Source organism: Pseudomonas sp. KH_040, assembly GCF_057839305.1.
The window spans coordinates 3,179,153-3,204,887 of record NZ_CM174487.1 but is presented as its reverse complement, the minus strand read 5'-3'; the positions used below and the strand labels follow the sequence as shown (position 1 = coordinate 3,204,887).

Sequence of the window (25,735 nt, the reverse complement as noted above, 5' to 3'; positions counted from 1 at the left end):
CCTACAGATCGAAACGATCGACCGCACGCCGCCGCTCGTTGTCATCACGCACATCGTAGTTGGCGGTGGTCTGGATGTTGCTGTGGTGCGCGAGCTTCTGCGCAATCGACAAATCATGCTCCTCGATCACCCGCGTGATAAACGAACGGCGGAAATCGTGCGGCATGATCTTCACCCCGACCTGCGTGCCACGCTGACGGGCGATGTAATAGATCGCGTGTTTGGTGATGCGCTCGCGGGTGATATGGCTGCCGCGACGGATGCGATTGAACAGAAAGGCGTCGTCAGTCTCGCCTTCCTTGAGTTCTGAACGGCGCAGTTCCAGCCATGCATCGAGTTTGGCGAACGCCCACGCCGGTGCGTACTTGATCAGTTGTTTGTTGCCCTTGCCGGTGACGGTCAGGCTGCGCTCGGTGAAGTCGACCTGATTCAAGTCCAGATCCACCGACTCCGATTTACGCATGCCGGTGCCGTACAACAACGCAATCACCGCCGCATCGCGCAGCCCTTGCGGGCGTGGATCGGCGGCGCACACTTCCATCAGTTCGTGGATCAAAGTGCGCTTCAAGTTGCGCCCCTGCGACAAGCGCGTGCCGGCAATGGCTTTGACCGAACGCATCTTCAACAAGTGATCCTGACTGATCAGGCTCATGCGCCAGGCTTCATTCATCACCCCGCGCACGGCATTCACATACAGCGACGAGGTATTCGGTGCATAGCCGTCGGCGCGCAACGCGGCGACCAGCGCCACGACGTCTTCCGGTTGCAGCCGGTGCCAGGGGATTTCTTCGATATCCACGTCTTCGAAACCGAGACGGTCAGCGGCGTCCTGCAAGACATAACGCATGGTCAGTTGGCTGGACGGCGCCAGGCGGGCCAGATAAAGCGTCAGCGGATTAGTGGTGGACGGGGTGGATTCAGTACTCGACAAGTCAATCAAACGAAACGGCCTTGAATAGAAAACAGTTCAACAAAACAACTTAAAAGTGCAAACAAACTTATATAAAGAGCGACTCTTCCGTAGGACTTTTCGATTAAAAGAGCCGATGAACGGAAGAAGTCTGAACGGTGGCTGTATGGCTTACAGATAGACGAATCGCCGACCGTTTTTTCATGTTCCTTTGACAAAAACGCGCATAACCTTAGTTACAACAGGTTGCCCCGAAAGGCCTGCAACCCTGCCGTCCGTGGACTTAAAAGTCAATCAGGCATTCCCCGGCCGGTATCTCAACCCTTTGAAATTCCGTGTTTTTCAGACAATCGGCTGAAGGATGGCTGTCGCCCCGAGGTTCTTATGAGTCAAGCGTTTCTGCCGTTTTCCCGGCCGAGTATCGGCGATGAAGAAATAGCCGCAGTTGAACAAGTACTGCGTTCGGGCTGGATTACTACAGGCCCTAAAAGCCAGGCACTGGAAGAACAGTTTGCCGACTATGTCGGCTGCAAGCATGCACTGGCACTTTCCTCGGCCACCGGCGGCATGCACATCACCTTGCTGGCCTTGGGCATTGGCCCGGGTGACGAAGTCATCACCCCGTCGCAGACCTGGGTGTCGACCGCCAACGTGATCTCGCTGCTCGGCGCCACACCGGTGTTCGTTGACGTTGATCGCGACACCTTGATGACCGACGCCGCGCGCATCGAAGCCGCCATTACCCCACGCACCAAAGCAATCATTCCCGTGCATTACGCCGGCGCCGCGTTTGATCTCGATCCGCTGTATGCGCTGGCCGACAAGCACGGCATCGCGGTGATCGAAGACGCCGCGCACGCTGCCGGCACCCGCTACAAGGGGCGTCACGTCGGCGCGCAGGGCACGGCGATTTTCTCCTTCCATGCGATCAAGAACATGACCTGTGCCGAAGGCGCGATGTTCGTCACCGACGACGAAGCCTTGGCCAGCCGCGTGCGCATGCTCAAATTCCACGGTCTGGGCGTCGACGCCTACGATCGCCTGACCGGTGGCCGCAAGCCGCAGGCGCAAGTGATGGAGCCGGGGTTCAAATACAACCTCGCCGACATCAACGCCGCGATTGCGCTGGTGCAACTGGAGCGTCTGGACGCAATCAACGCCCGCCGCACGGAACTGGCCGCCGCCTACCGGCAAAAACTCGAAGGCCTGCCGGTGCAACCGCTGGCCCTGCCCGCTTACGCACAAACCCACGCCTGGCACCTGTTCATCCTGCGCATCGACAGCGAGCGCTGCGGCATCGACCGCGAAGCCTTTATGAAAGGCTTGCAGGACCAGGGCATCGGCACCGGTATCCATTTCATCGCCACCCACCTGCACACCTGGTATCGCCAGCGTGATCCCGATCTGTATCTGCCCGACACCGAGTGGAACTCGGCGCGGCTGTGCTCGATTCCGTTGTTTCCCGACATGAGCGATCAAGACCTTGATCGCGTGGTCGGCGCCATCGCCACTCTTATGGACAAACGCCCGTGAAACCCTATCCGATCCGCTGTGTGTCGATCGTTATCCCGGTCTACAACGAACAGGACAGCCTGCCGGAACTGCTGCGCCGCACCGAGGCGGCCTGCCGGATGCTGCGTCACGATTACGAAATCGTCCTCGTTGACGATGGCAGCCGTGACGAGTCCGCCAACCTTCTGGAAGAAGCTGCGAGCCGTGAGGACAGCCCGTTCGTGGCGGTCATCCTCAACCGCAACTACGGCCAGCACGCAGCAATCATGGCCGGTTTCGAGCAGTGCAAAGGCGATGTGGTCATCACCCTCGACGCCGACTTGCAGAACCCGCCGGAAGAAATCCCCCGGCTGGTTGCCGAAGCGGAAAAGGGTTACGACGTGGTCGGCACAGTGCGCGGCAACCGTCAGGATTCGGCCCTGCGCCGCTATCCGTCGAAGCTGATCAACCTCGCCGTGCAGCGCTCTACGGGCGTCGCCATGAGCGACTACGGCTGCATGCTCCGCGCGTACCGGCGGACGATCATCGACGCGATGCTCGCCTGCCGTGAACGGAGCACCTTCATTCCGATTCTGGCCAACAGTTTCGCCCGCCACACCACCGAAATCGTCGTCGCCCACGCCGAGCGTGAGCACGGCGATTCGAAGTACAGCCCGATGCGTTTGATCAATCTGATGTTCGACTTGATCACCTGCATGACCACCACGCCTTTGCGCCTGCTGAGCATCGTCGGTTTCACCATGGCCGGGCTTGGATTGCTGTTTGCCTTCGCGTTGATCGTCATGCGCCTGGCGTTCGGTGCCGGCTGGGCCGGTGACGGCATGTTCGTACTGTTCGCCGTGCTGTTTGTGTTCACCGGTGGCCAGTTCATCGGCATGGGCCTGCTCGGTGAATACCTCGGGCGCATGTACAGCGACGTGCGCGCCCGCCCGCGTTTCTTCGTTGAAAAAGTCTTGCGCGGCCAACCCGCCATGCCGCCGCGCGCCATCACCGTCGACGGTCTCTCCTCCTCCAATGATCAGGTTCTCTCATGAGCGCAAAAACTGTTGTCTTCGCTTATCACGATATTGGCTGCGCCGGCATTCAAACGCTGCTCGACAGCGGCTATGACATTGCGGCGGTGTTCACTCACGCCGATGACCCGAAAGAGAACGCCTTCTACGGATCGGTTGCGCAACTTTGTGCCAACAAAGGCATCCCGGTGCACGCGCCGGAAGACGTCAACCATCCGTTGTGGATCGAACGGATTGCCAAACTCGCCCCTGAGTACATCTTCTCCTTCTACTACCGCAACCTGCTGAGCGAGTCGTTGCTGGCCGTGGCCAAAAAAGGCGCGTTCAACCTGCACGGCTCGCTGTTGCCGAGCTACCGCGGCCGCGCCCCGGCGAACTGGGTGCTGGTCAATGGCGAAAGCGAAACCGGCGCCACCTTGCACCGCATGGTCAAACGTGCCGATGCCGGCGCCATTGTTGCCCAACAGCGCGTGGCCATCGAACGCAGCGACACCGCTTTGAGCCTGCACGGCAAGTTGCGCATCGCCGCCACCGATCTGCTGCGCGACACGCTGCCGGCGATGCTGCAAGGCAAGACCAGCGAAACCGCGCAGGACGAATCCAAAGCCACGGTGTTTGGTCGTCGCACCGCAGCGGACGGCAAACTGGTCTGGGCGAAACCTGCCGAGCAATTGTTCAACCTGGTTCGCGCGGTGACCCAACCGTATCCGGGCGCGTTCTGCGCGGTCGGTGAGCACAAACTCATCGTCTGGAGCGCCGAAGTCGTCAAGGGCAACGACGGCCAGGCCCCCGGCCGCGTAATCAGCGTTGATCCGCTGCGCATTGCTTGTGGTGAAGATTCGCTGGTGATCCTCTCCGGCCAACGCAACGACAACGGCCTGTTCCTCAGTGGCCCGCAACTGGCCAACGAACTCGGTCTGGTCGACGGCTCGCTGTTGCGCGGAGCTGAATCCGGCCGCGCACCGCGTCGCACTCGCGTGCTGATCCTTGGCGTCAACGGCTTTATCGGCAATCACTTGTCCGAGCGCCTGCTGCGCGATGACCGCTATGAAGTCTACGGCCTGGACATCGGTTCCGACGCCATCGACCGTCTGCGCAGCCATCCGCACTTCCACTACGTCGAAGGCGACATCAGCATTCACTCCGAGTGGATCGAGTACCACATCAAGAAGTGCGACGTGGTCCTGCCGCTGGTGGCCATCGCCACGCCGATCGAATACACCCGCAACCCGCTGCGCGTGTTCGAACTCGACTTCGAAGAAAACCTGAAACTGGTGCGCTACTGCGTCAAGTACAACAAGCGCGTGATCTTCCCGTCGACCTCGGAAGTCTATGGCATGTGCCAGGACATGCACTTCGACGAAGACACCTCCAACCTGGTGGTCGGCCCGATCAACAAGCAGCGCTGGATCTATTCGGTGTCCAAACAACTGCTGGATCGGGTGATCTGGGCCTACGGCGCCAAGGGTCTGAATTTCACCCTGTTCCGCCCGTTCAACTGGATGGGCCCGCGTCTCGACCGCCTGGATTCGGCACGCATCGGCAGCTCCCGCGCCATCACTCAGTTGATCCTCAATCTGGTGGAAGGCACGCCAATTCGCCTGTTCGACGGCGGTGAGCAGAAACGCTGCTTCACCGACATCGCTGACGGCGTCGAAGCACTGGCGCGGATCATCGATAACGACAACGACGTCTGCAACGGCCAGATCATCAACATCGGTAACCCGGACAACGAAGCCAGCATCCGTCAGTTGGGCGAAGAGTTGCTGCGTCAGTTCGAAGCGCATCCGCTGCGCGACAACTTCCCGCCGTTCGCCGGTTTCCGCGACGTCGAGAGCAAGGCGTTCTACGGCGCCGGTTATCAGGACGTCGAACACCGCAAGCCCAGCATCGCCAACGCCAAGCGTCTGCTCGACTGGACGCCGACCGTGGAAATGCGCGAGACCATCGGCAATACGCTGGATTTCTTCTTGCGTGAAGCCATGCTCGAACAAGCGGACAAGCGTTGATGCAGGCCGGTCTACGCATCGACGTCGACACTTTTCGCGGCACCCGTGAAGGGGTGCCGCGCTTGCTGGAAATGCTCGACGAGGCGCAGATCAAGGCGACGTTTTTCTTCAGTGTCGGCCCCGACAACATGGGCCGGCATCTGTGGCGTCTGATCCGCCCGCAGTTCCTCTGGAAAATGCTCCGCTCCAATGCCGCCGGCCTGTACGGCTGGGACATTCTACTGGCCGGCACCGCGTGGCCGGGCAAACCGATTGGCCGTGACCTCGGGCACCTGATGCGTCAGGCCCGCGATGCCGGTCATGAAGTCGGTCTGCATGCCTGGGATCACCACGGCTGGCAGGCTAACGCCGGGCGCTGGAGCAATGCGCAACTGATCGAGCAGATCCGTCAGGGCGTCGACACCTTGAGCGACATTCTCGGCGAAAAAGTCGAGTGTTCGGCCGCCGCCGGTTGGCGTGCGGATGAACGCGTGATCGAAGCCAAGCAAGCCTTCGGCTTTCGCTACAACAGCGATTGCCGTGGGCAACGCCTGTTTCGCCCGTTGCTCGCCGACGGTACGCCGGGTACTCCACAGATTCCCGTGGACCTGCCGACCTTCGACGAAATCGTTGGCCCCATCGTCGCAGCGCGCGACTTCAACAGTTTCATTCTCGATCACTTCCGCCCGCAACAGCTCAACGTCTACACCATTCATGCCGAAGTGGAAGGGATTCTGATGGCTGAGGATTTTCGTCAATTGCTGGCCGCTGCACGTCAGCGCAACATCGAGTTCAAACCGCTGGGCGATTTGTTGCCCGAGTTCTTCAACACCTTGCCCGTGGGCCGTGTGCAACGCGGCGCCCTCGACGGCCGTGAAGGCTGGCTGGGAGTGCAAGGCGCATGACTAAACGCTGGACGCTGCCACTGTTGTTGCTGGTCATTTGCTTGCTGGCCTATCTGCTGCCGCTGAGCACGCATGGTTTGTGGATTCCCGACGAAACCCGTTACGCGCAGATCAGTCAGGACATGCTGCTGAGCGGCAACTGGGTGTCGCCGCACTTCATGAGCCTGCGCTATTTCGAGAAGCCGATTGCCGGTTACTGGATGATCGCGCTGGGGCAGGAATTGTTTGGGCAGAACCTGTTCGGCGTGCGCTTTGTGTCGGCGCTGAGCACCGGCCTGAGCGTGCTGCTGTGCTATCTGCTCGCCCGGCGTTTGTGGAACGAACCGCGCAAAAGCTTCGTCTGCGCCCTGCTCTACATGAGTTTCACCATCGTCGCCGGTCAGGCCGGTTACGCCAACCTCGATCCGCAGTTCACTTTTTGGGTCAACCTGAGTCTGCTGGCGCTGTGGTTTGCCCTCGACAGCCACACCAGCGGCAAGCGCATGGCGGCCTGGGCACTATTGGGCCTGGCCTGCGGCATGGGTTTCATGACCAAGGGATTCCTCGCCTGGCTACTGCCGGTGTTGATCGCCCTGCCATGGATGCTCTGGCAAAAACGCTGGCGTGAACTGCTGATGTTCGGCCCGGTGGCGATTGCCGTGGCGATCCTCGTCAGCCTGCCGTGGGTGCTTTCGGTGCATGCACAGGAGCCGGACTACTGGCGGTTCTTCTTCTGGCACGAACATATTCGTCGCTTTGCCGGTGATGACGCGCAACACGATGCGCCGTGGTGGTTCTATCTGCCGCTGCTGGTGGCGTTCAGTTTGCCGTGGGCGGGATTGCTACCGACGGCGTTCAAGCAAGCCTGGCAAAGCCGCGCTCAGCCCAACGTCGTGTTTTTGCTGCTGTGGCTGCTGATGCCGCTGCTGTTTTTCAGCCTGAGCAACGGCAAATTGCCGACCTACATCCTGCCGTGCCTGCTGCCGATGGCGTTGTTGCTGGGCAATGCGCTGGCCGACCGTTTGCGTCTGGAGCAAGGTCGCGCGCTGAGCATCAACGGTGTGCTGAATCTGTTGCTGGGCGTCGTCACGCTGATCGCGCTGGTCTATCTGCAACTGACCAAACCGGTCTACGACCACGAACTGCACAGCATGGTGCTGGTGTTTATCGCGCTGATCGGCTGGATCATCGCCAACCTGCTGCAAGCCTTTCTGCCGCTGCAATGCTGGGCAGCACCGGCGCTGGGCAGCCTGTTGCTGATCGCAGTGTTGCCGGCAGCGCTGCCGAAGTCGGTGGTCGCCAACAAGATGCCCGATCAGTTCATCAAGCACCACGTCAGCGAACTGGCGCAGACCGATCACCTGCTGAGTAACGACCTCGGCGCTGCGTCGGCGCTGGCCTGGCGCCTGAAAACCCCGCAAGTGGCGTTGTACAACACGATAGGCGAATTGAAATATGGCCTTGCCTATCCTGACGGCATCCAACAGCGGGTCGATCCCGAACACGTACAACAGTGGATGCGCGAGGCGCGCCGCAGCGGTTCAGTCGGCGTGGTGATGCGCGTCAAGGGGCAGGACGAACTGGACGAAATCGATAGATTGCCAAAGGACGGCGTCCGTTATGAGCAGGGCAACCTGGTGATCATGATCCTGCCCCGGGAGGCGTCATGAGCCTGTTGCTGCTGCTGGCTGCGTGCCTGCTGACTTGTCTGGGGCAGATTGCGCAGAAGTACGCCGTGGAGAGTTGGCGCGGGGGCGATTCTTCGCTGACCGCCAAACTGCGCTCGCCGTGGTTATGGCTGGCCCTGCTCGCCCTCGGCTCGGGCCTGTTGGTCTGGCTGCTGGTGTTGCAGCGGCTGGAAGTCGGCATTGCCTATCCGATGCTCAGCCTCAACTTCGTGCTGATCACTCTGATCGCGCGCTTCGTCTTTCGTGAGCCCATCGACCGCCAGCATTGGCTTGGCGTGGCGTTGGTGATCGGCGGCGTGGTTTTACTGGGGCAGCAGTCATGAACCCGCGCCGTGGCATCACCTTCGCGTTGGGCAGCGTGTTTCTCGTCAGCGCTGCGCAACTGGGCATGCGCTGGAGCATGACCCGCCTGCCCGTGCCGGAACAATGGCTGCACATCGACAGCCTTGATTGGCGGGCCTTGGCCGTAGTCATTACGGCGATTTTCGCCTACGCCCTGTCGATGCTCTGCTGGCTCGCCGCCCTGCGCGATCTGCCGCTGGGCCGCGCTTACTCGCTGCTGAGCATCAGCTATGCGCTGGTGTACCTGCTGGCGGCCAGTCTGCCGCTGTTCAACGAATCCTTCAGTTTCACTAAATCACTGGGCGTGGCGTTGGTCATGCTCGGGGTCATCACCATCAACACTCGTCCGGCTCGTGCGCCCGAATTCAGGAGTGCTCCATGAAAATCACAGTATTTGGCAGCGGTTACGTCGGTCTGGTGCAAGCGGCTGTGTTGGCCGAAGTCGGCCATGATGTCGTGTGCATGGATGTCGACCAGAAGAAGGTCGACCTGTTGCGCCAGGGTCACGTGAGCATTTTCGAACCGGGGCTGGCCAGCCTCGTTCGGGAAGGTCTGGATTCGAAACGCCTGCAATTCACCACCGATGAACAACTTGCCGTGCAGCACGCTCGGGTGGCGTTCATTGCCGTCGGTACGCCGTCGCGTGAGGACGGCTCGGCCGATCTGCGTTATGTGCTGTCGGTAGGTGATGCGATTGCCCGCCATCGTGAGCAGCCGTTGATCATCGTCGAGAAATCCACGGTGCCGGTGGGCACCGGCGATACGCTGCGCACGCACATCGAAAAGGCTTTGATCAAGGTCGGCCGCCTGCTGCAGTTCGATATCGTCTCCAACCCGGAATTTCTCAAGGAAGGCTCGGCGGTTGCCGACTGCCGACGCCCGGACCGTATCGTCATCGGCTGCGAAGGCGATGAAGTGCGCGACGTGATGCGCGATCTGTACTCGCCGTTCAACCGCAACCATGACCGCATCATGTTTATGGACCTGCGCAGCGCCGAGCTGACCAAGTACGCCGCCAACTGCATGCTGGCGACCAAGATCAGCTTCATCAACCAGATCGCCGAACTGGCCGAGCACTTGGGCGCCGACATCGAATCGGTACGCCAGGGCATCGGTGCCGACACGCGCATCGGTTACCACTTTATCTACCCGGGCTGCGGCTATGGCGGTTCGTGCTTTCCCAAAGACATGCGCGCGCTGATCCACAGTGCCGAAGAAGCGCATTGCTCCAGCGACTTGCTGCAAGCGGTCGAGGCGATCAATCAGCGCCAGAAACACAAACTGTTCGAGCGTATCAACGCGTTCTACCGCGGCGATCTGCGTGGCAAGACCTTTGCCCTGTGGGGGCTGGCATTCAAACCCAACACCGATGACATGCGCGACGCGCCGAGCCGGGTCCTGCTGGAAGAACTGTGGGCCGCCGGTGCCAGCGTGCGCGCCTTCGACCCGGAAGCCATGCAGGAAACCCAGAACCTTTACCCGGACGAGTCGAAATTGATGCTGATGGGCACGCCCGAATCGGTATTGCCCGGCGCCGATGCGTTGATCATCTGCACCGAGTGGCAGCAATTCAAGGCACCGGATTTCGACCTGATCAAACAGCGCCTTAACACCCCGGTGATTTTCGACGGGCGCAACCTGTACGACGCCGAGCGCCTGGCGCGCAATGGCTTCCAGTACTTCCCGATGGGCCGTGGCGAATCGCGTAAGTTGCCGATCCCGCTGCAACAGTGGCCGCACGCGTCCGACGTCGCTTGATTACGCTGTCGCCTGAGATTCGCCGGCAGTCGCTGATCGCAGGGCTGCTGGCGTTTTTATTGTTCATCGCCGGGGTCTTCGGGCAGGCCCCGATTGGTTTCGATTCGCGGTTTGTGTTGTTCGCGCAGGAAATGCTGCGCCATGGGCCGACGGTGTTTCCGACGACTTATGGTCAGCCGTACGCGGATTATTCAGCAGTTTCGACGCTGTTTATCTGGCTGCTGTCGTTGCCGTTCGGTGCGGTGAATGCGTTGACCGCGTGGGCGCCGAGTGCGATCGCCGGCGCACTGATCGTGACGCTGATGTACCGACTGTTGGCACCGTACTCGCGGCGCTGGGCGTTGATCAGTATTGCGTGGCTGATGCTCACCAGTGGCTTTGTCACCGAAGTGCGCGCGGTGTCGCAGGATTTGATGCTCGCGGCGGTGGCGTTCGCGGTGTTCTATCTGGGGTATGCCCATGATCATTTTGGCGGCAGGCGTCACTGGCCGCTGATCTTCGTTTTGCTGTTGCTCGGTTTCGGCATTCGCGGGCCGATTGGTCTGGTGGTGCCGACCGGCATGCTCTGCAGTTATTACCTGTTCAACCGGCAATGGTCGCGACTCTTGGTGTTCGGTGTGTTGGCTTCGCTGTTGCTGGCCGCGTGTGTCGGGTTGTTGTTATGGCTGGCGCAGGTCAGCGGTGGCCCGGTGTTCCTGCAGGACGTGATCCGCATGCAGTTTCTGGGGCGCATGGACGGCAGCGAAGGCGTCAGCGGTTCGCTGTATTACTTCACTAGCTCCTTTGGTAACTATGCCCTCGCCTACCCGTTGGCATTGCTGGTGTTGGCGGCGGCCTGGCTGAGCAAACCACAGCAGCGTGGCCCTGCGTTACGCCTGGTGCAGTATTGCGCAGCGGCGGGACTGATTGTGATGGTCGGCCTGTCGATTCCCCAGGCGAAGAAGGCGCGGTATTTGCTGCCGATGTTGCCCATGGCCGCGATCATTGCGGCGTATCCGTTTCAGGTCGCGCATGGTTGGGTATTTCGTTGGTTGCGCGGGTTGATGCTGGGTGTGTGGCTGGTCACGCCGGGCTTGTTGATGGTGGTGTTGCTGGTCGCGCGGCGGCGGTTTCCCGAGCAGTTGAGTGACGTGTCTGTTGTCTTGATCGTGCTGGGCGTGCTGCAACTGCTCGGGCTGTCACGCTTGTTGATCCGGCGTTGGCGCCCGGAAGTGCTCGCGCTGGGTGCGGTGTTGGCACTGTGGTCGGTTTATGCGGCCGTGTTCGAACCGGTGGAGCAGCGTCTGTACGACACGCAAACGTTCAGCCGCGAGGTCTTCGCTCAGATCCAGCATAACCCCGCACCGCTGGTGCTGCACGGCATGGGCAAGGACGCGAAGGCGATCAAGTTCATGGTCAATCTCCCGCAGGATCTGCAACCGCAGTTCAGTGACTCGATCCAGCAACTGGAGGCGATCAAAGGCCCAGCGTGGCTGATGATGGACCGCAGTGATCTGGCATCCCTCAAGGGCACGCCGCTGGAAAGCGCGCAGCCAGTGTTGAGTGGGCGTTTCGACAAAAACGACTATGTATTGCTGTGGCTGAAACCGTAACCTGTCCAGCTCTCGACCGGCAGGATGCGCCTCAACATGACCTTCGACGTACGCCGCGCCAGCCTTGCTGACGCGCAAGCCCTCCCCGCGATCGAGCATTCGGCAGCGCAATTGTTTCGTCTTGATCCGCCATTGGCGTGGCTGGCTGATGCCGAGGTGCCCGATGCTGGCCAACATCTGCTGGCCATCGAACAGGCGTACGTGTGGGTTGCTGAACATAGCGGTGGGCAACTGACTGGATTTGTTCGTGCTGTCGACATTGATCAGCACCTGCACATTGAGGAGCTATCCGTCAGTCAGGCTTTTCAAGGACAAGGCATCGGTCGCGCACTGGTTGCGGCAGTCATTGAACAAGCGCGCGCGATGCAGTTGAACTCAGTGACATTGACCACCTTTCGCGATCTGCCATGGAATGCACCGTTTTATCAGAGGATGGGGTTTGTCGAGTTGGCGAATGTAAAAGCCGAACGCCATTTACGCGATGCGCTGCAAGCCGAAATCGTCTGCGGATTTCCCCCAGAGCGGCGCTGCGCCATGCGCCTGCGCCTGATTTGAAAGCAATGAAGATCCTTGTGGGAGCGAGCCTGCTCGCGAAGGCGGAGTGTCAGTCAACATTGATGTATCTGGTACAACGGCTCCCACAGGAATTGTGGTGTGGCGGCTTGACCGGTGGTGACTGCCCGGTAAGGATGGCGTACGCCCGCCCAGCATTTGAAATAAGGACATTGACCCTTCGTGGCCACCTACTCGCGCCTCATCCGCCGGTTGATGATCAGTTCGCTGACCGTCGTTATCAGCCGCGCCCTGATCAGCCCGCTGCTGACCCTGTTCCTCAGCAACAAGCTCAAACTCAACCCGCAGGATGTCGGTCTGCTGTTGGGCATTGCGGTGTTCAGCGCCACGTTGCTGTCGCTGTATGGCGGCTACATCATCGATCGGCTGGACAAGCGCCGGTTGCTGATCCTGACCATGCTCTCCAGCGGCATCGGCCTTATCCTGCTGACCTTCGCGCAGAACCTGTATCTGGTCACCCTGGTGCTGATCATCAGCGAAACGGCGTCGGCGCTGTTCCTCATCTGCGCCAAAGCCATCCTCAGTGAAAACCTGCCGGTGGGCCAGCGGGTCAAGGCGTTTTCCCTCAACTACACATTGACCAATATCGGCTATGCGGTCGGCCCGATGATCGGCGTGGTGATTGCCGGGGTGCAGCCTTCGGCGCCCTTCATCGTTGCCGGTGCGATTGCCATCGGCAGCATATTTTTGCTGCTCGGCGCCGCCCGGGAAGCCAGCCCGATCGCTCCAGTCGCTGCGCCACCCAGCTTTCTGAAAACCCTGATCATCCTGAAAAACGACCGCACGATGATCCTGTTTACCCTGGGCTGCCTGCTCAGCACGCTGGTGCACGGGCGTTTCACCCTGTACCTGTCGCAATACCTGCTGGTCACCCACACCCAGCAACAGACGCTGGAGACCATGGCCGCCCTGCTCGCCTGCAATGCAATCACGGTGATCCTGTTGCAGTACCAGATCGGCCGCCTGCTCAGCCGAGAACACCTGCGTCACTGGATTGCCGGCGGCACTGCGTTGTTCATCGTCGGGCTGATCGGTTTCAGTCTGGCCGACAGTCTGCTCGGCTGGTGCGTGGCGATGTTTATCTTCACCTTGGGCGAGATGATCATTTACCCGGCCGACTTTTTGTTCGTCGACACCCTCGCCCCGGAAGAACTGCGCGGCAGCTACTACGGCGCGCAGAATCTGGCGGCGTTGGGTGGTGCGGCCAGTCCAGTCATGTGCGGATTTCTGCTGATGCACACACCGGCGCCGAGCATGTTTTATGCCTTGAGCGCACTGGCGGCTGTGGGCGGCTACTTGTGCTTCGTCAGTGGCCGTCGCGTCGCTTCAATTCAAAATTAATGCACTAAATCTTCATTAATATGAATTTGTCAGCATCGAGTTTGCCCGGCACACTGTGCACGTTCCTCCCCCAATGTTGGAACACTTCGAGGGCTTTCCGGATATGCCGGACAAGTCCTTTTTTTTGCCTCGAATCTGCTGCAAGGATCGGATTTACATGCTCGCTCGCTGGTTGCCCGCCACCATCAATACCCGTCCCACCGAATGGAGCCGCGCGGCCATCGGCATGGCGCTGGGCACATTGTTCAGTGTGTGGTTGTGCGCGCAGGTGTTTGGCCATGAAGTCGCCTATCACTTGATCGGCCCCCTGGGGGCATCGGCTGTGTTGTTGTTTGCCGTGTCCTCCGGTGCTCTCGCTCAGCCGTGGTCAATTCTCGGCGGGTATTTGTGTGCTGGTGTCGTCGCGTTGCTGGTGGCCCATGTGCTCGGGCGCACGCTCAGCAGCGCGTGCCTGGCGGCGGGCATGGCGCTGATTCTGATGTGTTGGCTGCGTTGCCTGCATCCACCGGCCGGGGCGTTGGCACTGACGCTGGTGCTGGCGGACCCCGCGACCATCGCCCTGGACTGGAAAGCCATGGAACCGGTGATGCTCGGCGCGGCGTGCATGCTGCTCAGTGCCTTGGCCTACAACAACCTGACCCGTATCCGTTACCCGAAACGCCCCGCTGAACCAGCGCCGATGGTTGCCCCGGTCGACAGTCAGGCAATCACCGCAGAAGACCTCAAACTCGCATTGGCCGATATGGAAGCCTTCATCGACATCACCCCCGAGGATCTCGAACAACTGATCCACGCCAGCGAACTGCACGCCAAGCGCCGCAGCATTACCCAAACCTTCCGCTGACTCCGTGTAGGAGCTGCCGCAGGCTGCGATCTTTTGATCTTGCTTTTTAACGGTCAACAGATCGCAGCCTGCGGCAGCTCCTACATGAGCGCGCACATTTTCGACCAAGGTAAAAACGCAAACTCCCCCTGCGAATATCCCGGTTGTACACGGCAAATTTGCACTGTTACGATCCGGTAATGCTCGCGCGCGAGCTTCTCGAATAAAGACAATAAAAGCAGGGAGTTACTGATGACAGCTCAGGCTTCATCCCAGCGGACACCGTCCATGGATGCCACGCAAAACGAAGTGCTGGCCGACGTTCGCAATCATATCGGTCACCTGACCCTCAATCGCCCCGCCGGCCTCAACGCCATTACCCTCGACATGGTGCGTTTGCTGCAACAGCAACTCGATGCCTGGGCGACTGACGCCGATGTTCACGCCGTGGTCCTGCGCGGTGCCGGTGAAAAAGCTTTCTGCGCCGGCGGCGACATTCGTTCCCTGTACGACAGTTTCAAAAGCGGCGACACGCTGCACGAAGATTTCTTCGTCGAGGAATACGCCCTCGACCTGACCATTCATCACTACCGCAAACCGGTGCTGGCGCTGATGGACGGATTTGTCCTCGGCGGCGGCATGGGCCTGGTGCAAGGCGCCGATCTGCGCGTGGTCACCGAGAAGAGTCGTCTGGCGATGCCGGAAGTGGCCATCGGTTATTTTCCCGATGTCGGTGGCAGCTATTTCCTGCCGCGCATTCCCGGTGAGCTGGGCATTTATCTGGGTGTCAGCGGCGTGCAGATCCGTGCGGCGGATGCGCTGTATTGCGGCCTCGCCGACTGGTACCTGGACAGCAGCAAACTGGCGCTGCTCGACGAAAAACTCGATCAGATGGAATGGCAGGACACGCCGCTCAAGGCGCTGCAAAATCTGCTGGCCAAACACGCCGTACAAACCCTGCCCGATGCGCCGCTTGAGTCTTTGCGCCCGGCGATCGACCATTTCTTCGCCCTGCCGGACGTACCGAGCATGGTCGAGCAGTTACGCGCGGTGACCGTCGCCGACAGCCACGAATGGGCGACCACTACGGCTGATCTACTGGAAACCCGTTCGCCGCTGGCCATGGCCGTGACCCTGGAAATGCTTCGTCGCGGCCGCCACTTGAGCCTGGAACAGTGCTTCGCACTGGAGTTGCATCTGGATCGCCAGTGGTTCGCCCGCGGCGACCTGATCGAAGGCGTCCGCGCCCTGCTGATCGATAAAGACAAGACACCTCGCTGGAACCCGCCGACCCTCGCTGCGCTGGACGCTGCGCATGTCGCGAGTTTCTTCCACGGTTTTCCTGAGAGCGGGAGCTGAACCATGCACGATCTCGAACTGACTGAAGAACAAGTGATGATCCGCGACATGGCCCGGGACTTCGCCCGTGGTGAAATCGCGCCGCACGCGCAGGCCTGGGAAAAGGCTGGCTGGATCGACGACGCGCTCGTTGCGAAGATGGGTGAGCTCGGTTTGCTTGGCATGGTGGTGCCTGAAGAATGGGGCGGCACTTACGTCGATTACGTCGCTTATGCATTGGCCGTGGAAGAGATTTCTGCCGGTGACGGCGCGACCGGCGCCTTCATGAGCATCCACAACTCGGTGGGCTGCGGCCCGGTACTCAATTACGGCAGCGAAGCACAGAAACAGACCTGGCTGGCGGATCTGGCCAGTGGGCAAACCATCGGCTGCTTCTGCCTGACCGAACCGCAGGCCGGTTCCGAAGCCCACAACCTGCGCACCCGCGCCGAACTGCGTGACGGTCAATGGGTGATCAACGGCGCCAAGCAATTTGTCAGCAACGGCAAACGGGCGAAGCTGGCGATCGTCTTTGCCGTGACCGATCCGGATCTGGGCAAGAAAGGCATTTCGGCGTTTCTGGTGCCGACCGATACTGCGGGTTTTATCGTTGATCGCACTGAACACAAGATGGGCATCCGCGCTTCTGATACCTGCGCGGTGACGCTGAACAACTGCTGCATTCCCGAGGCCAATCTGCTCGGCGAGCGCGGCAAAGGCCTGGCGATTGCCCTGTCCAATCTTGAAGGCGGACGCATCGGCATCGCCGCGCAGGCTCTGGGTATTGCTCGGGCGGCGTTTGAGGCGGCGTTGGTGTATTCGCGCGATCGCATCCAGTTCGGCAAACCGATCAACGAACATCAGAGCATCGCCAACCTGCTGGCCGACATGCACATGCAAATCAACGCTGCGCGCCTGATGATCCTGCATGCGGCACGTCTGCGTACGGCGGGTAAACCGTGTTTGTCAGAAGCGTCGCAGGCCAAGCTGTTTGCGTCGGAAATGGCCGAGAAGGTGTGTTCGTCGGCGATTCAGATTCATGGCGGGTATGGGTATCTGGAGGATTACCCGGTCGAGAAGTACTACCGTGATGCGCGGATTACCCAGATATATGAAGGCTCGAGCGAGATTCAGCGGATGGTGATTGCGCGGGAGTTGAAGAACTATCAGTTGTAACGGTGTTGGCCCCTTTCCCTCACCCCAGCCCTCTCCCAATGGGAGAGGGAGCCGACCGAGGTGTCTGGCGTCATACGTCGACCTGAAAGACCGAGTCGATTATAGATTCGGTAAGCCAGGTCAATCAGGGATTCGGTAAGACTCTTTCAGGTCGGCGTACCTTCCAAGCATCCCCCAATCAGTCCCTCTCCCTCTGGGAGAGGGAGCCGACCGAGGTGTCTGGCGTATACGTCGACCTGAAAGACTGAGTCGATTATCGATTCGGTAAGCCAGGTCAATCAGGGATTCGGTAAAACTCTTTCAGGTCGGCGTACCTTCCAAGCATGCCCCAATCAGTCCCTCTCCCTCTGGGAGAGGGAGCCGACCGAGGTGTCTGGCGTATACGTCGACCTGAAAGACTGAGTCGATTATCGATTCGGTAAGCCAGGTCAATCAGGGATTCGGTAAAACTCTTTCAGGTCGGCGTACCTTCCAAGCATGCCCCAATCAGTCCCTCTCACTCTGGGAGAGGGAGCCGACCGAGGTGTCTGGCGTCATACGTCGACCTGAAAGACCGAGTCGATTACGGATTCGGTGATGAGCACCCAGGTCGGCGTAAATCTGAAATATCCCCCAATCAGTCCCCTCTCCCTCCGGGAGAGGGTTAGGGTGAGGGGCTTTTCGCTTTAGTCGCGTTACTTGCCCTTGAAGTCGGCCTCACGCTTGGCAATAAACGCCGCCATCCCTTCCTTCTGATCCTGCGTGGCAAACGCTGCATGGAACACCCGACGTTCAAAGCGCACGCCCTCGGTCAGGTTCACTTCAAAGGCACGATTCACGCTCTCTTTGATCATCATCGCAATCGGCAGCGACTTGCTGGCAATCACCGCCGCCACTTTCAGCGCTTCGTCGAGCAACTCATCGCTCGGCACAATCCGCGCAACGATGCCGCAACGCTCAGCCTCCACTGCATCGATCAAACGTCCGCTCAGGCACATTTCCATGGCTTTCGCCTTGCCGACCGCGCGGGTCAGGCGCTGAGTGCCGCCCATGCCCGGCAACACGCCGAGGTTGATTTCCGGTTGACCGAATTTGGCGTTGTCGCCTGCCAGAATGAAATCGCACATCAGCGCCAGCTCACAGCCACCGCCGAGGGCGAAACCGTTGACCGCCGCGATGATCGGCTTACGGCGGTTGGCCACGCGATCGCTGTCGCTGAACAGGTCGTCCATGTAGATCTGCGGGTAGGTCAGCTCGGCCATTTCCTTGATATCGGCACCGGCGGCAAAGGCCTTTTTCGAGCCAGTGAGGACAATGCAACCGATGTTCGCATCGGCTTCCAGCGCATCAAGGGCTTGATTCACTTCGCTGACCAGTTGCGCATTCAGCGCGTTCAGCGCCTGCGGGCGGTTCAGGGTGATCAGGCCAACGCGGCCATGGGTTTCGAGCAGAATGGTTTCGTAAGTCATGATTAAAATTCCTTGTCAAAGATTGCGCGAAATGACCATGCGCTGAATATCGCTGGTGCCTTCGTAGATCTGGCAGACACGCACGTCGCGGTAGATGCGTTCCAGTGGGAAGTCGTTGAGGTAACCGTAACCACCGAGGGTTTGCAACGCCATCGAACAGACCTTCTCGGCCATTTCCGAAGCGAACAGTTTGGCCATCGACGCCTCGACCAGTGCCGGTTGACCGCTGTCGCGCAGGGCGGCGGCGTAATGCACCATTTGTCGGGCGACGGCGATCTGCGTGGCCATGTCGGCCAAGCGGAATGCCACGGCTTGATGCTCAATAATTGGTTTGCCGAAGGTGTCGCGCTCACGGGCGTAATCACGCGCCGCTTCAAACGCGGCGCGGGCCATGCCCACCGATTGCGAGGCGATGCCGACGCGGCCGCCTTCAAGGTTGGCCAGGGCGATTTTGTAGCCCTCGCCCTCCTCGCCCAAACGGTTGGCCACCGGCACTTTGACGTCTTCGAAGAGAATCTGGCAGGTGTCGGACGCGTGTTGACCGAGCTTGTCTTCGACGCGAGCGACTTTGTAGCCCGGCGAATCGGTCGGCACTATAAACGCAGTGATGCCGCGTTTGCCGGCACTCGGATCGGTCACCGCAAACACAATCACGATCCCGGCGTTCTGCCCGGAGGTGATGAACTGTTTGCAGCCGTTCAGCACGTAGTGATCGCCTTCCAGCCGTGCACGGGTTTTCAGGCTGCTGGCATCGGAACCGGCCTGCGGTTCGGTCAATGCAAAAGCGCCGAGCATGGCGCCGCTGGCCAACGGTTTGAGGAAGCGTTCACGCTGATCGTCGTTACCGAACTTGAGAATCGGCACGCAACCGACCGAGTTGTGTACGCTCATGATCGTCGAGCAGGCACCGTCGCCGGCGGCGATTTCTTCCAGGGCCATGGCGTAGGCCAGGTAGCCGGTGTCGCAACCGCCCCACTGCTCCGGCACGAGCATGCCGAAGAAGCCCAGCTCAGCCATTTGGCCGATGGCTTCCTTGGGGAAACGGTGCTCGCGATCCCACTCGGCGGCGAACGGTTTGAGGCGTTCCTCGGCAAACTGCCGGGCCATGTCGCGGATCTGGGTTTGGTCTTCGTTGGGAATCATGGTGAATCCTTAAATCCGGGTTACACACGTTCCCCTGTAGGAGCTGCCGTAGGCTGCGATCTTTTGCTCTTGATCTAAAAACAAGATCAAAAGATCGCAGCCTCGTTGCACTCGTCAGCTCCTACAGGATTAGTGCGTTTAGTAGACGCATTCCACGGCCATGGCCGTGGCTTCGCCGCCGCCGATGCAGATCGCCGCGATACCGCGTTTCTGCTTTCTCTGGCGCAGGGCCGACAGCAACGTCACCAGAATCCGCGCACCCGACGCGCCAATCGGATGGCCCAGCGCACAGGCACCGCCATGCACATTCAACTTGTCATGGGGGATTTCCAGGTGTGTCATCGCCGCCATGCCAACCACGGCAAACGCTTCGTTCACTTCGAACAGATCGACATCACCCAGCGACCAACCGGTTTTCTTGATCAGCTTCTTGATCGCACCAATCGGCGCCACCGGGAACAGGCCCGGGGTATCGGCGAACGCGGCGTGGCCATGGATCACCGCCAACGTTTTCAGTCCGAGTTTCTGCGCCTGCGACTGACGCATCAGCACCAGTGCCGCCGCACCGTCAGAAATCGAGCTGGAGTTCGCCGCCGTCACCGTGCCGCCTTCGCGGAACGCCGGTTTCAGCGAGGCAATCTTGTCCAGTTTGGCTTTTGGCGGTTGTTCGTCGTTGCTGATCAGCACCTGTTCTTTGCCGACGGTCACGGTCAGCGGGACGATTTCGTCCTTGAAGCTGCCGTCCTTGATCGCCTGCTGCGCGCGGGTGGTCGAGGCGATGGCAAAAGCGTCCTGCGCCTCACGGCTGAAACTATTGGTTTCGGCGCAATCCTCGGCGAAGGTGCCCATCAGGCGCCCTTTGTCGTAAGCGTCTTCAAGGCCATCGAGGAACATCGAATCGAGCACACGGCCATGGCCCATGCGATAACCGGCGCGCGCGCGATCCAGCAGATACGGCGAGTTGGACATGCTTTCCATGCCACCGGCAATCACCACATCGGCACTGCCAGCGACCAGCATGTCGTGGGCGAGAATGGTGGTTTCCATGCCCGAGCCGCACATCTTGTTGACGGTGGTGCAACGGGTCGATTTATCCAGGCCGGCGCCCAAAGCGGCCTGACGCGCAGGCGCCTGACCGAGGCCCGCAGGCAATACGCAACCAAACAGCACTTCATCGACTGCATCGCTGGCGACACCGGCGCGTTCAACCGCAGCCTTGATCGCCGCAGCACCGAGTTGCGGCGCGGTGAGGCTCTTCAGTTCGCCCTGAAACCCGCCCATTGGCGTGCGCACAGCGCTGACGATAACAATCGGATCGTTGGAAATAGTCATGACAAATCCTCCTTACTTGGCGGCCATGCGCAAGGCACCGTCGAGACGGATCACCTCGCCGTTGAGCATGCTGTTTTCGATGATATGCCGAACCAGCGCGGCGTACTCGGCAGGCTTGCCCAGACGCGGCGGGAACGGCACGCCGGCGGCCAGCGAATCGCGGACTTCCGGGGTCATGCCGGCCATCATCGGTGTTTCGAAAATGCCCGGGGCGATGGTCATCACGCGAATGCCGAAACGCGCCAGTTCGCGGGCGGCTGGCAGCGTCAGGCTGGCGATCGCGCCTTTGGAGGCCGAGTACGCCGCTTGGCCGATCTGACCGTCGAACGCCGCGACCGAGGCGGTGTTGATGATCACGCCGCGCTCGCCGTCTGCGTTTGCCTCGGATTCGGCAATTGCCGCAGCGGCCAGACGCAGCATATTGAAGCTGCCGATCAGGTTGACGTTGATCACTTGGGCGAAACTGCTCAACGCATGCGGGCCGTTCTTGCCGAGGATCTTCTCGCCACGGACGATGCCGGCGCAGTTGACCAGACCGTTGAGGCTGCCAAAGGCTTTTACCGTCGCCTGCACGGCAGCTTCAGCGGCGGCTTCGTTGCTGATGTCGGCGACAACGCTTTGTGCGCCCAGACGCTGAGCCTGAGCGGCCACGGCTTCGGCGTTCATGTCCACCAGCATCACTTTGGCGCCGGCACTGACCAACAATTCAGCAGTGGCCGCACCGAGGCCCGATGCGCCGCCGGTGACGATAAAAACCTTGTTCTCGATCTGCATGACTGTATTTCCTGATTCAAGCTGAAACGTTATGCGCCGCAGCCTCTTGAGCTTTGGCGATTTCCTGGTTGCGCAAGATAAAGCGCTGCAATTTGCCACTTGGGGTCTTGGGCAATTCGCTGACAAATTCGATTTCACGCGGGTACGAATGCGCGGCCAGACGCTTGCGCACATGTTGACGCAGCTCTTCGGCCAACTCCGGAGCCGCACGGTATTGCGCACTCAGCACCACGAAAGCTTTGACCAGTTCGGTGCGCTCCGGATCGGGTTTGCCGACCACCGCCGCCTCGACCACGGCCGGGTGTTCAATCAGTGCACTTTCCACGTCGAACGGGCCTACGCGGTAGCCGGAGGTGGTGATCACGTCGTCACTGCGGCCGACGAAGCTGATGCTGCCGTCCGGGTTCCATTCCACGGTGTCGCCGCTGAGGTAGTAATCGCCGACGAAGGCTTTGGTCGGCGCGCCTTCGTAGCCACCGAACCAGCACATCGGTGATTGCGGTCGGTCGATGGCAAGAATGCCCGGCTGGCCGACGCCGAGTTCGTTGTATTGGTCGTCGAGCACGACGATGCGGTGGCCCGGCGAAGCGAAACCGGCGGCGCCGACATGAACCGCGTGGTCGAGACCGTGGTGATTGCACAGGACCATGCCCAGTTCGGTCTGGCCGTAATGGTCGTGGATGATCACGTCGAGGTTGTCGGCGAACCAGCGGATCACTTCCGGGTTCAGCGGCTCACCGGCGCTGCTGACGATGCGTAATTTGCCTTTGATCGACTTGGCGAACTCGTCACCGCCGGCAATCAGCAAGCGATAAGCGGTTGGCGATCCGGTGAGGTTGGTGATGCCGTACTTGTTGATCACCCGGCAGGTGCTTTCAAGGGTGAACGGGCCATCGTAGAAGGTGATCGGGTGGCCCATCGACAACGGGCCGGTCACACCGAAGTAGATGCCGTAGGCCCAGCCCGGATCGGCGACGTTCCAGAACGAGTCTTCCGGACGCAGATCGACGGCATCGCGGGTGTAACTCTGGAAGGCGACGATGGCTTTGAGTGGCACCGACAGCGCTTTTGAAGGGCCGGTGGTGCCCGAGGTGAACATCAGCAGAAACGGGTCTTCGCCGCTCAGCAGCACCGGTTCGCAGACGCTGGAATAGTTGGCCAGTTCGGCCCAGAAACTGAAATCGCCACGAACGATGCCCTGGCCTTTCGCGCCGCCAACGGTGACGAGCGTCGGGCAATCGGCGACTTCAGCGAGTTTCGGCCGGTTGACCGCGTCAGTAACAACGACTTTGGCGCCGGAGCTGTTCAGGCGATGTTCGAGGGCTTTGGGGCCGAACGCGGTAAACAGCGGCTGATACACCGCGCCGATGCGCCAGGTGGCCAACACGGTGATGAGCAATTCGACGTTGCGCGGCAGCAGGCCGGCGACCTTGTCGCCCTTCTGCACGCCTTGGGCGAGAAGGAAATTGGCGAAACGCGCGGCTTTGTCCTGCAGATCGTTGAACGTGTACGTCGCACTGGCACCGTCGCGGCCTTCCCAGAACAAGGCAATGCGCCCAGGCAAGGCGTGGCGGTCGCAACATTCGACGCAGGCGTTGAGCGCCTCAAGCGTACCGCTGAGCGCGGCATCCACGGTGTGCTGATAGTTGAACTGTGCGGTGGCAGACAAGTAATCGCGCATTGCCAGAATCCCTCTGTTTTTTATTAGGCTGGGAAGCGTAAACAACAGGGAGATAGTCGCGCTGTGGGGCAGCGGCGGCAATGGTCAAAGCCATCAATGTGGCTGACTGGTTTGGCCAAGACTGCTAGCACACTGATCGTTCCCACGCTCTGCGTGGGAATGCAGCCTTGGACGCTCTGCGTCCGCTCCAGAGCTGGAACGCGGAGCGTCCCTTGAGGCATTCCCACGCAGCGCGTGGGGACGATCAAGCGGCGGGATGTGTTGGATCAGACAACCTCGTTCAGGATCAACGTGCGGTAATGGCCCGGATTCGAACCCGACCACTTGCGAAACGCCTTGTAAAACGAACTCGCATCAGCAAAGCCCAAGCGGCTGGCAATTTCGACAAAACTGATCGAAGGCTCCGCCAGCCAAATGATCGCCAACTCTTTGCGCACACTGTCCTTGAGGCCCTGATAGGTCTGCCCTTCTTCAGCCAGTCGCCGGCGCAACGTCGAGGCTGACATGCACAACTGTTGCGCCAGCGCCTCAGTCTCCGGCCATTGTTCAGCCGCCAGTTGCCGCAAATCCTGCTTGATCCTACTGGCAAGGCTTTCCGGGTCGCGGTACTTCACCAGAATATTGGCCGGAGCGTGGGCGAGAAAACGCTTCAACTCCTCGGCCGTGCGTTTGATCGGCAGGTCGAGGCAATCGGCAGAGAAAATCATCCGGGTTCGCGGCCGATCAAAACGCAGGTTTTCCGAAAACATCACCCGATAGTCATCGGTGAAATTCGGTTCGGGGCAGCGCAGTTCAATCGCCAGAATCGGAATCCGCCGCCCGGCCAGCCAGCAGGCCACACCGTGGACGATCATCCAATAAGTGAAATAGGTGAAGGCGCGGCGCGGTTCGGGCTCATCCTCCAGCAGAACGATTTCCGCGAGACTTTGCTGGTGCACCAGTTGCGCCGGCATGCGCTCAAGCATCAGCGACAGAAAGCTCAAACCCGTGCTCAAACCCGCTGCCAGCGTCGGTTGCGCCATCGCGCTGCGGCACAGGAACTCAAGACTGCCGGACTTGAGCTTGCGCGGGTCCATGCCAAAGAACTCGTCATCGCCACGGCGCGCCAATAACCGCCAGAGTTTCGCGTACTGCGAGGCCGGCACCCGGCCGTGCTCGGTTTGCAGCAGCAGCGGATCAATCCCGACCTTGTTCAAGACTTCTTCCATGGCCACGCCCGGGGCACAACTTTGCAGCAGCGCTTCACGCACCAGTTGAACGGCGATGGTGTCTTTTTCCGACATGGAGCGCGCTGAACCTTGTTGTTTTTGAATGGCAGGCATATTACCGCAGGACACGAATTCAACACGAATCCCCTGTAGGAGTGAGCCTGCTCGCGATGGCGTCGTGTCATTTAGCGCTGAATGTTCTGACACACCGCTATCGCGAGCAGGCTCACTCCTACAGGGATCAATGCGAGGCAAAAATTGAGGTCGTTCAGCAACTGTTCAGGTTTATGTCAATCAATGTCATGTGAGAATGACTTTCATTATGTTACAACTTGTAACCTCTAGAAATGACCTCTTGGATGCCGAATGCTCGTTCCCTTTCTGATCATGCTGCGCGAAGGCATTGAAGCCGCGCTGATCGTTGGCATTATCGCCAGCTACCTGCAACAGACTGGCCGTGGTCAATGGATGCCTGCCGTGTGGATCGGCGTGTTTCTCGCTGCCGCCCTCGCCCTGCTGGTCGGTGGTGGCCTGGAACTGGTCAGCGCTGAATTCCCGCAAAAACAGCAGGAACTGTTCGAAGGCATCGTCGGGCTGGTGGCCGTGGGCATTCTCAGTTCCATGGTGTTCTGGATGCGCAAGGTCGCGCGTTCAATCAAACATTCGCTGCAAGCCTCGCTCGATCACGCGCTGACATCTTCCAGACATCAAGTGATCGCGCTGATCGCCATGGTGTTTTTCGCGGTCGCCCGTGAAGGTCTGGAAACGGTGTTCTTCCTGCTCGCGGTTTTCCAGCAGAGCGAAGGCCCGGGCGCGCCGATCGGTGCCCTGCTCGGGCTGATTCTGGCGATCATCGTCGGGTTCCTGATCTACAGCGGCAGCATGCGCCTCAATCTTTCGGCGTTCTTCAAGTGGACCGGCCTGTTCATTCTGGTGGTCGCCGCCGGGATTCTCGCCAACTCGGTGCAGGCCCTGCATGAAGCCGGGCTGTGGAATCACCTGCAGACCGTGCTCTTCGACTTCAGCGCGACGCTGCCGATGGATGGCCCGTTGGGCTCGGTGCTGGCCGGCATGTTCGGTTATCAGGATGCGCCGACCGTCAGCACCCTCGGTGCCTATCTGCTTTATCTGCTGGTGGCGCTGGTGATGTTCTTCCTTCCCGCGCCCAAGCCCTCCACGCAATCGTCTTCCGTTTCCAGCCAATAAGGGCA

Annotated in this window: 22 protein-coding genes; 15 read left to right on the top strand and 7 right to left on the bottom strand. The window is 60.1% G+C overall.

The window, feature by feature from the left end:
- Position 1: 1 nt before the first annotated feature.
- On the bottom strand, positions 2-847 hold the full coding sequence (locus AC3IUF_RS14350; RefSeq protein WP_489281645.1) for a site-specific integrase: 846 nt from the start codon (positions 845-847) through the stop codon (positions 2-4).
- A 447-nt stretch (positions 848-1,294) separates the two neighbouring features.
- Here AC3IUF_RS14350 and arnB point away from each other — a divergent pair, with 447 nt between their 5' ends.
- The 14 genes from arnB (at position 1,295) to AC3IUF_RS14280 (ending at position 16,938) form a co-directional block, all read left to right on the top strand.
- On the top strand, positions 1,295-2,443 hold the full coding sequence (arnB, locus tag AC3IUF_RS14345; RefSeq protein ID WP_489281420.1) for a UDP-4-amino-4-deoxy-L-arabinose aminotransferase: 1,149 nt from the start codon (positions 1,295-1,297) through the stop codon (positions 2,441-2,443).
- Positions 2,440-3,456 carry an undecaprenyl-phosphate 4-deoxy-4-formamido-L-arabinose transferase gene (gene arnC / locus AC3IUF_RS14340; RefSeq protein ID WP_489281418.1) on the top strand — a complete coding sequence of 339 codons (1,017 nt, stop codon included), beginning with the start codon at positions 2,440-2,442 and terminating at the stop codon, positions 3,454-3,456. The genes arnB and arnC overlap by 4 nt, the downstream gene beginning before the upstream one ends.
- Positions 3,453-5,444, top strand: a complete 1,992-nt coding sequence (gene arnA, locus AC3IUF_RS14335) for a bifunctional UDP-4-amino-4-deoxy-L-arabinose formyltransferase/UDP-glucuronic acid oxidase ArnA (RefSeq protein WP_489281416.1) — start codon at positions 3,453-3,455, stop codon at positions 5,442-5,444. Before arnC ends, arnA begins: the two co-directional genes overlap by 4 nt.
- Positions 5,444-6,328 carry a 4-deoxy-4-formamido-L-arabinose-phosphoundecaprenol deformylase gene (gene arnD, locus AC3IUF_RS14330; protein WP_414894189.1) on the top strand — a complete coding sequence of 295 codons (885 nt, stop codon included), beginning with the start codon at positions 5,444-5,446 and terminating at the stop codon, positions 6,326-6,328. The genes arnA and arnD overlap by 1 nt, the downstream gene beginning before the upstream one ends.
- The gene (gene arnT, locus AC3IUF_RS14325) at positions 6,325-7,977 is read left to right on the top strand and encodes a lipid IV(A) 4-amino-4-deoxy-L-arabinosyltransferase (protein WP_489281414.1); all 1,653 of its coding nucleotides are present in this window, start codon (positions 6,325-6,327) and stop codon (positions 7,975-7,977) included. Before arnD ends, arnT begins: the two co-directional genes overlap by 4 nt.
- Entirely contained in the window at positions 7,974-8,318 is a 345-nt protein-coding gene (gene arnE / locus AC3IUF_RS14320; protein ID WP_134175317.1) for a 4-amino-4-deoxy-L-arabinose-phosphoundecaprenol flippase subunit ArnE, read from the top strand. The genes arnT and arnE overlap by 4 nt, the downstream gene beginning before the upstream one ends.
- A complete protein-coding gene (arnF, locus tag AC3IUF_RS14315) occupies positions 8,315-8,719 on the top strand; it encodes a 4-amino-4-deoxy-L-arabinose-phosphoundecaprenol flippase subunit ArnF (RefSeq protein WP_489281412.1) in 405 nt (134 codons plus the stop codon). The genes arnE and arnF overlap by 4 nt, the downstream gene beginning before the upstream one ends.
- Entirely contained in the window at positions 8,716-10,095 is a 1,380-nt protein-coding gene (locus tag AC3IUF_RS14310; RefSeq protein WP_414917100.1) for a UDP-glucose dehydrogenase family protein, read from the top strand. The genes arnF and AC3IUF_RS14310 overlap by 4 nt, the downstream gene beginning before the upstream one ends.
- Positions 10,092-11,687, top strand: a complete 1,596-nt coding sequence (locus AC3IUF_RS14305) for an ArnT family glycosyltransferase (protein WP_489281410.1) — start codon at positions 10,092-10,094, stop codon at positions 11,685-11,687. Before AC3IUF_RS14310 ends, AC3IUF_RS14305 begins: the two co-directional genes overlap by 4 nt.
- A gap of 36 nt (positions 11,688-11,723) precedes the next feature.
- Positions 11,724-12,242, top strand: coding sequence for a GNAT family N-acetyltransferase (locus AC3IUF_RS14300; RefSeq protein WP_007910174.1), 519 nt, complete (start codon positions 11,724-11,726; stop codon positions 12,240-12,242).
- Positions 12,243-12,422: 180 nt separating this feature from the next.
- Positions 12,423-13,601 (top strand): MFS transporter, encoded by a 1,179-nt coding sequence (locus AC3IUF_RS14295; protein WP_489281408.1) that lies wholly within the window; start codon positions 12,423-12,425, stop codon positions 13,599-13,601.
- 157 nt (positions 13,602-13,758) lie between these two features.
- Positions 13,759-14,445 (top strand): HPP family protein, encoded by a 687-nt coding sequence (locus AC3IUF_RS14290; protein ID WP_489281406.1) that lies wholly within the window; start codon positions 13,759-13,761, stop codon positions 14,443-14,445.
- Positions 14,446-14,676: 231 nt separating this feature from the next.
- Positions 14,677-15,783 carry an enoyl-CoA hydratase/isomerase family protein gene (locus AC3IUF_RS14285; protein ID WP_489281404.1) on the top strand — a complete coding sequence of 369 codons (1,107 nt, stop codon included), beginning with the start codon at positions 14,677-14,679 and terminating at the stop codon, positions 15,781-15,783.
- Positions 15,784-15,786: 3 nt separating this feature from the next.
- Complete coding sequence (locus tag AC3IUF_RS14280; RefSeq protein WP_095112190.1) at positions 15,787-16,938, top strand: acyl-CoA dehydrogenase family protein; 1,152 nt, start codon at positions 15,787-15,789, stop codon at positions 16,936-16,938.
- Between the two features lie 674 nt (positions 16,939-17,612).
- Here the strand turns inward: AC3IUF_RS14280 and AC3IUF_RS14275 are convergent.
- The 6 genes from AC3IUF_RS14275 to AC3IUF_RS14250 all read right to left on the bottom strand — a co-directional run bounded on the left by AC3IUF_RS14275 (position 17,613) and on the right by AC3IUF_RS14250 (position 24,599).
- Positions 17,613-18,386, bottom strand: coding sequence for an enoyl-CoA hydratase (locus tag AC3IUF_RS14275; protein ID WP_007918876.1), 774 nt, complete (start codon positions 18,384-18,386; stop codon positions 17,613-17,615).
- A 15-nt stretch (positions 18,387-18,401) separates the two neighbouring features.
- Positions 18,402-19,529, bottom strand: coding sequence for an acyl-CoA dehydrogenase (locus AC3IUF_RS14270; RefSeq protein ID WP_123375190.1), 1,128 nt, complete (start codon positions 19,527-19,529; stop codon positions 18,402-18,404).
- A 138-nt stretch (positions 19,530-19,667) separates the two neighbouring features.
- Positions 19,668-20,861, bottom strand: coding sequence for an acetyl-CoA C-acyltransferase (locus tag AC3IUF_RS14265; protein ID WP_095113249.1), 1,194 nt, complete (start codon positions 20,859-20,861; stop codon positions 19,668-19,670).
- Between the two features lie 12 nt (positions 20,862-20,873).
- Positions 20,874-21,635 carry an SDR family NAD(P)-dependent oxidoreductase gene (locus tag AC3IUF_RS14260; RefSeq protein WP_007918867.1) on the bottom strand — a complete coding sequence of 254 codons (762 nt, stop codon included), beginning with the start codon at positions 21,633-21,635 and terminating at the stop codon, positions 20,874-20,876.
- Between the two features lie 16 nt (positions 21,636-21,651).
- Entirely contained in the window at positions 21,652-23,316 is a 1,665-nt protein-coding gene (locus AC3IUF_RS14255) for an AMP-binding protein (RefSeq protein ID WP_489281401.1), read from the bottom strand.
- Between the two features lie 266 nt (positions 23,317-23,582).
- On the bottom strand, positions 23,583-24,599 hold the full coding sequence (locus AC3IUF_RS14250) for an AraC family transcriptional regulator (RefSeq protein ID WP_489281399.1): 1,017 nt from the start codon (positions 24,597-24,599) through the stop codon (positions 23,583-23,585).
- 291 nt (positions 24,600-24,890) lie between these two features.
- Between AC3IUF_RS14250 and efeU the strand changes: the two genes are divergently transcribed.
- Positions 24,891-25,730 carry an iron uptake transporter permease EfeU gene (gene efeU, locus AC3IUF_RS14245; protein ID WP_007918853.1) on the top strand — a complete coding sequence of 280 codons (840 nt, stop codon included), beginning with the start codon at positions 24,891-24,893 and terminating at the stop codon, positions 25,728-25,730.
- The last annotated feature ends 5 nt before the right edge of the window (positions 25,731-25,735 follow it).

Bases quoted from the DNA above. Each gene is read 5' to 3' on its own strand.
- AC3IUF_RS14350 (WP_489281645.1), bottom strand. From the start codon at position 847: ATGCGTTATGTCTTGCAGGACGCCGCTGACCGTCTCGGTTTCGAAGAC.
- arnB (WP_489281420.1), top strand. From the start codon at position 1,295: ATGAGTCAAGCGTTTCTGCCGTTTTCCCGGCCGAGTATCGGCGATGAA.
- arnA (WP_489281416.1), top strand. From the start codon at position 3,453: ATGAGCGCAAAAACTGTTGTCTTCGCTTATCACGATATTGGCTGCGCC.
- arnD (WP_414894189.1), top strand. From the start codon at position 5,444: ATGCAGGCCGGTCTACGCATCGACGTCGACACTTTTCGCGGCACCCGT.
- arnT (WP_489281414.1), top strand. From the start codon at position 6,325: ATGACTAAACGCTGGACGCTGCCACTGTTGTTGCTGGTCATTTGCTTG.
- arnE (WP_134175317.1), top strand. From the start codon at position 7,974: ATGAGCCTGTTGCTGCTGCTGGCTGCGTGCCTGCTGACTTGTCTGGGG.
- arnF (WP_489281412.1), top strand. From the start codon at position 8,315: ATGAACCCGCGCCGTGGCATCACCTTCGCGTTGGGCAGCGTGTTTCTC.
- AC3IUF_RS14310 (WP_414917100.1), top strand. From the start codon at position 8,716: ATGAAAATCACAGTATTTGGCAGCGGTTACGTCGGTCTGGTGCAAGCG.
- AC3IUF_RS14300 (WP_007910174.1), top strand. From the start codon at position 11,724: ATGACCTTCGACGTACGCCGCGCCAGCCTTGCTGACGCGCAAGCCCTC.
- AC3IUF_RS14290 (WP_489281406.1), top strand. From the start codon at position 13,759: ATGCTCGCTCGCTGGTTGCCCGCCACCATCAATACCCGTCCCACCGAA.
- AC3IUF_RS14285 (WP_489281404.1), top strand. From the start codon at position 14,677: ATGACAGCTCAGGCTTCATCCCAGCGGACACCGTCCATGGATGCCACG.
- AC3IUF_RS14280 (WP_095112190.1), top strand. From the start codon at position 15,787: ATGCACGATCTCGAACTGACTGAAGAACAAGTGATGATCCGCGACATG.
- AC3IUF_RS14275 (WP_007918876.1), bottom strand. From the start codon at position 18,386: ATGACTTACGAAACCATTCTGCTCGAAACCCATGGCCGCGTTGGCCTG.
- AC3IUF_RS14270 (WP_123375190.1), bottom strand. From the start codon at position 19,529: ATGATTCCCAACGAAGACCAAACCCAGATCCGCGACATGGCCCGGCAG.
- AC3IUF_RS14265 (WP_095113249.1), bottom strand. From the start codon at position 20,861: ATGACTATTTCCAACGATCCGATTGTTATCGTCAGCGCTGTGCGCACG.
- AC3IUF_RS14260 (WP_007918867.1), bottom strand. From the start codon at position 21,635: ATGCAGATCGAGAACAAGGTTTTTATCGTCACCGGCGGCGCATCGGGC.
- AC3IUF_RS14255 (WP_489281401.1), bottom strand. From the start codon at position 23,316: ATGCGCGATTACTTGTCTGCCACCGCACAGTTCAACTATCAGCACACC.
- AC3IUF_RS14250 (WP_489281399.1), bottom strand. From the start codon at position 24,599: ATGTCGGAAAAAGACACCATCGCCGTTCAACTGGTGCGTGAAGCGCTG.
- efeU (WP_007918853.1), top strand. From the start codon at position 24,891: ATGCTCGTTCCCTTTCTGATCATGCTGCGCGAAGGCATTGAAGCCGCG.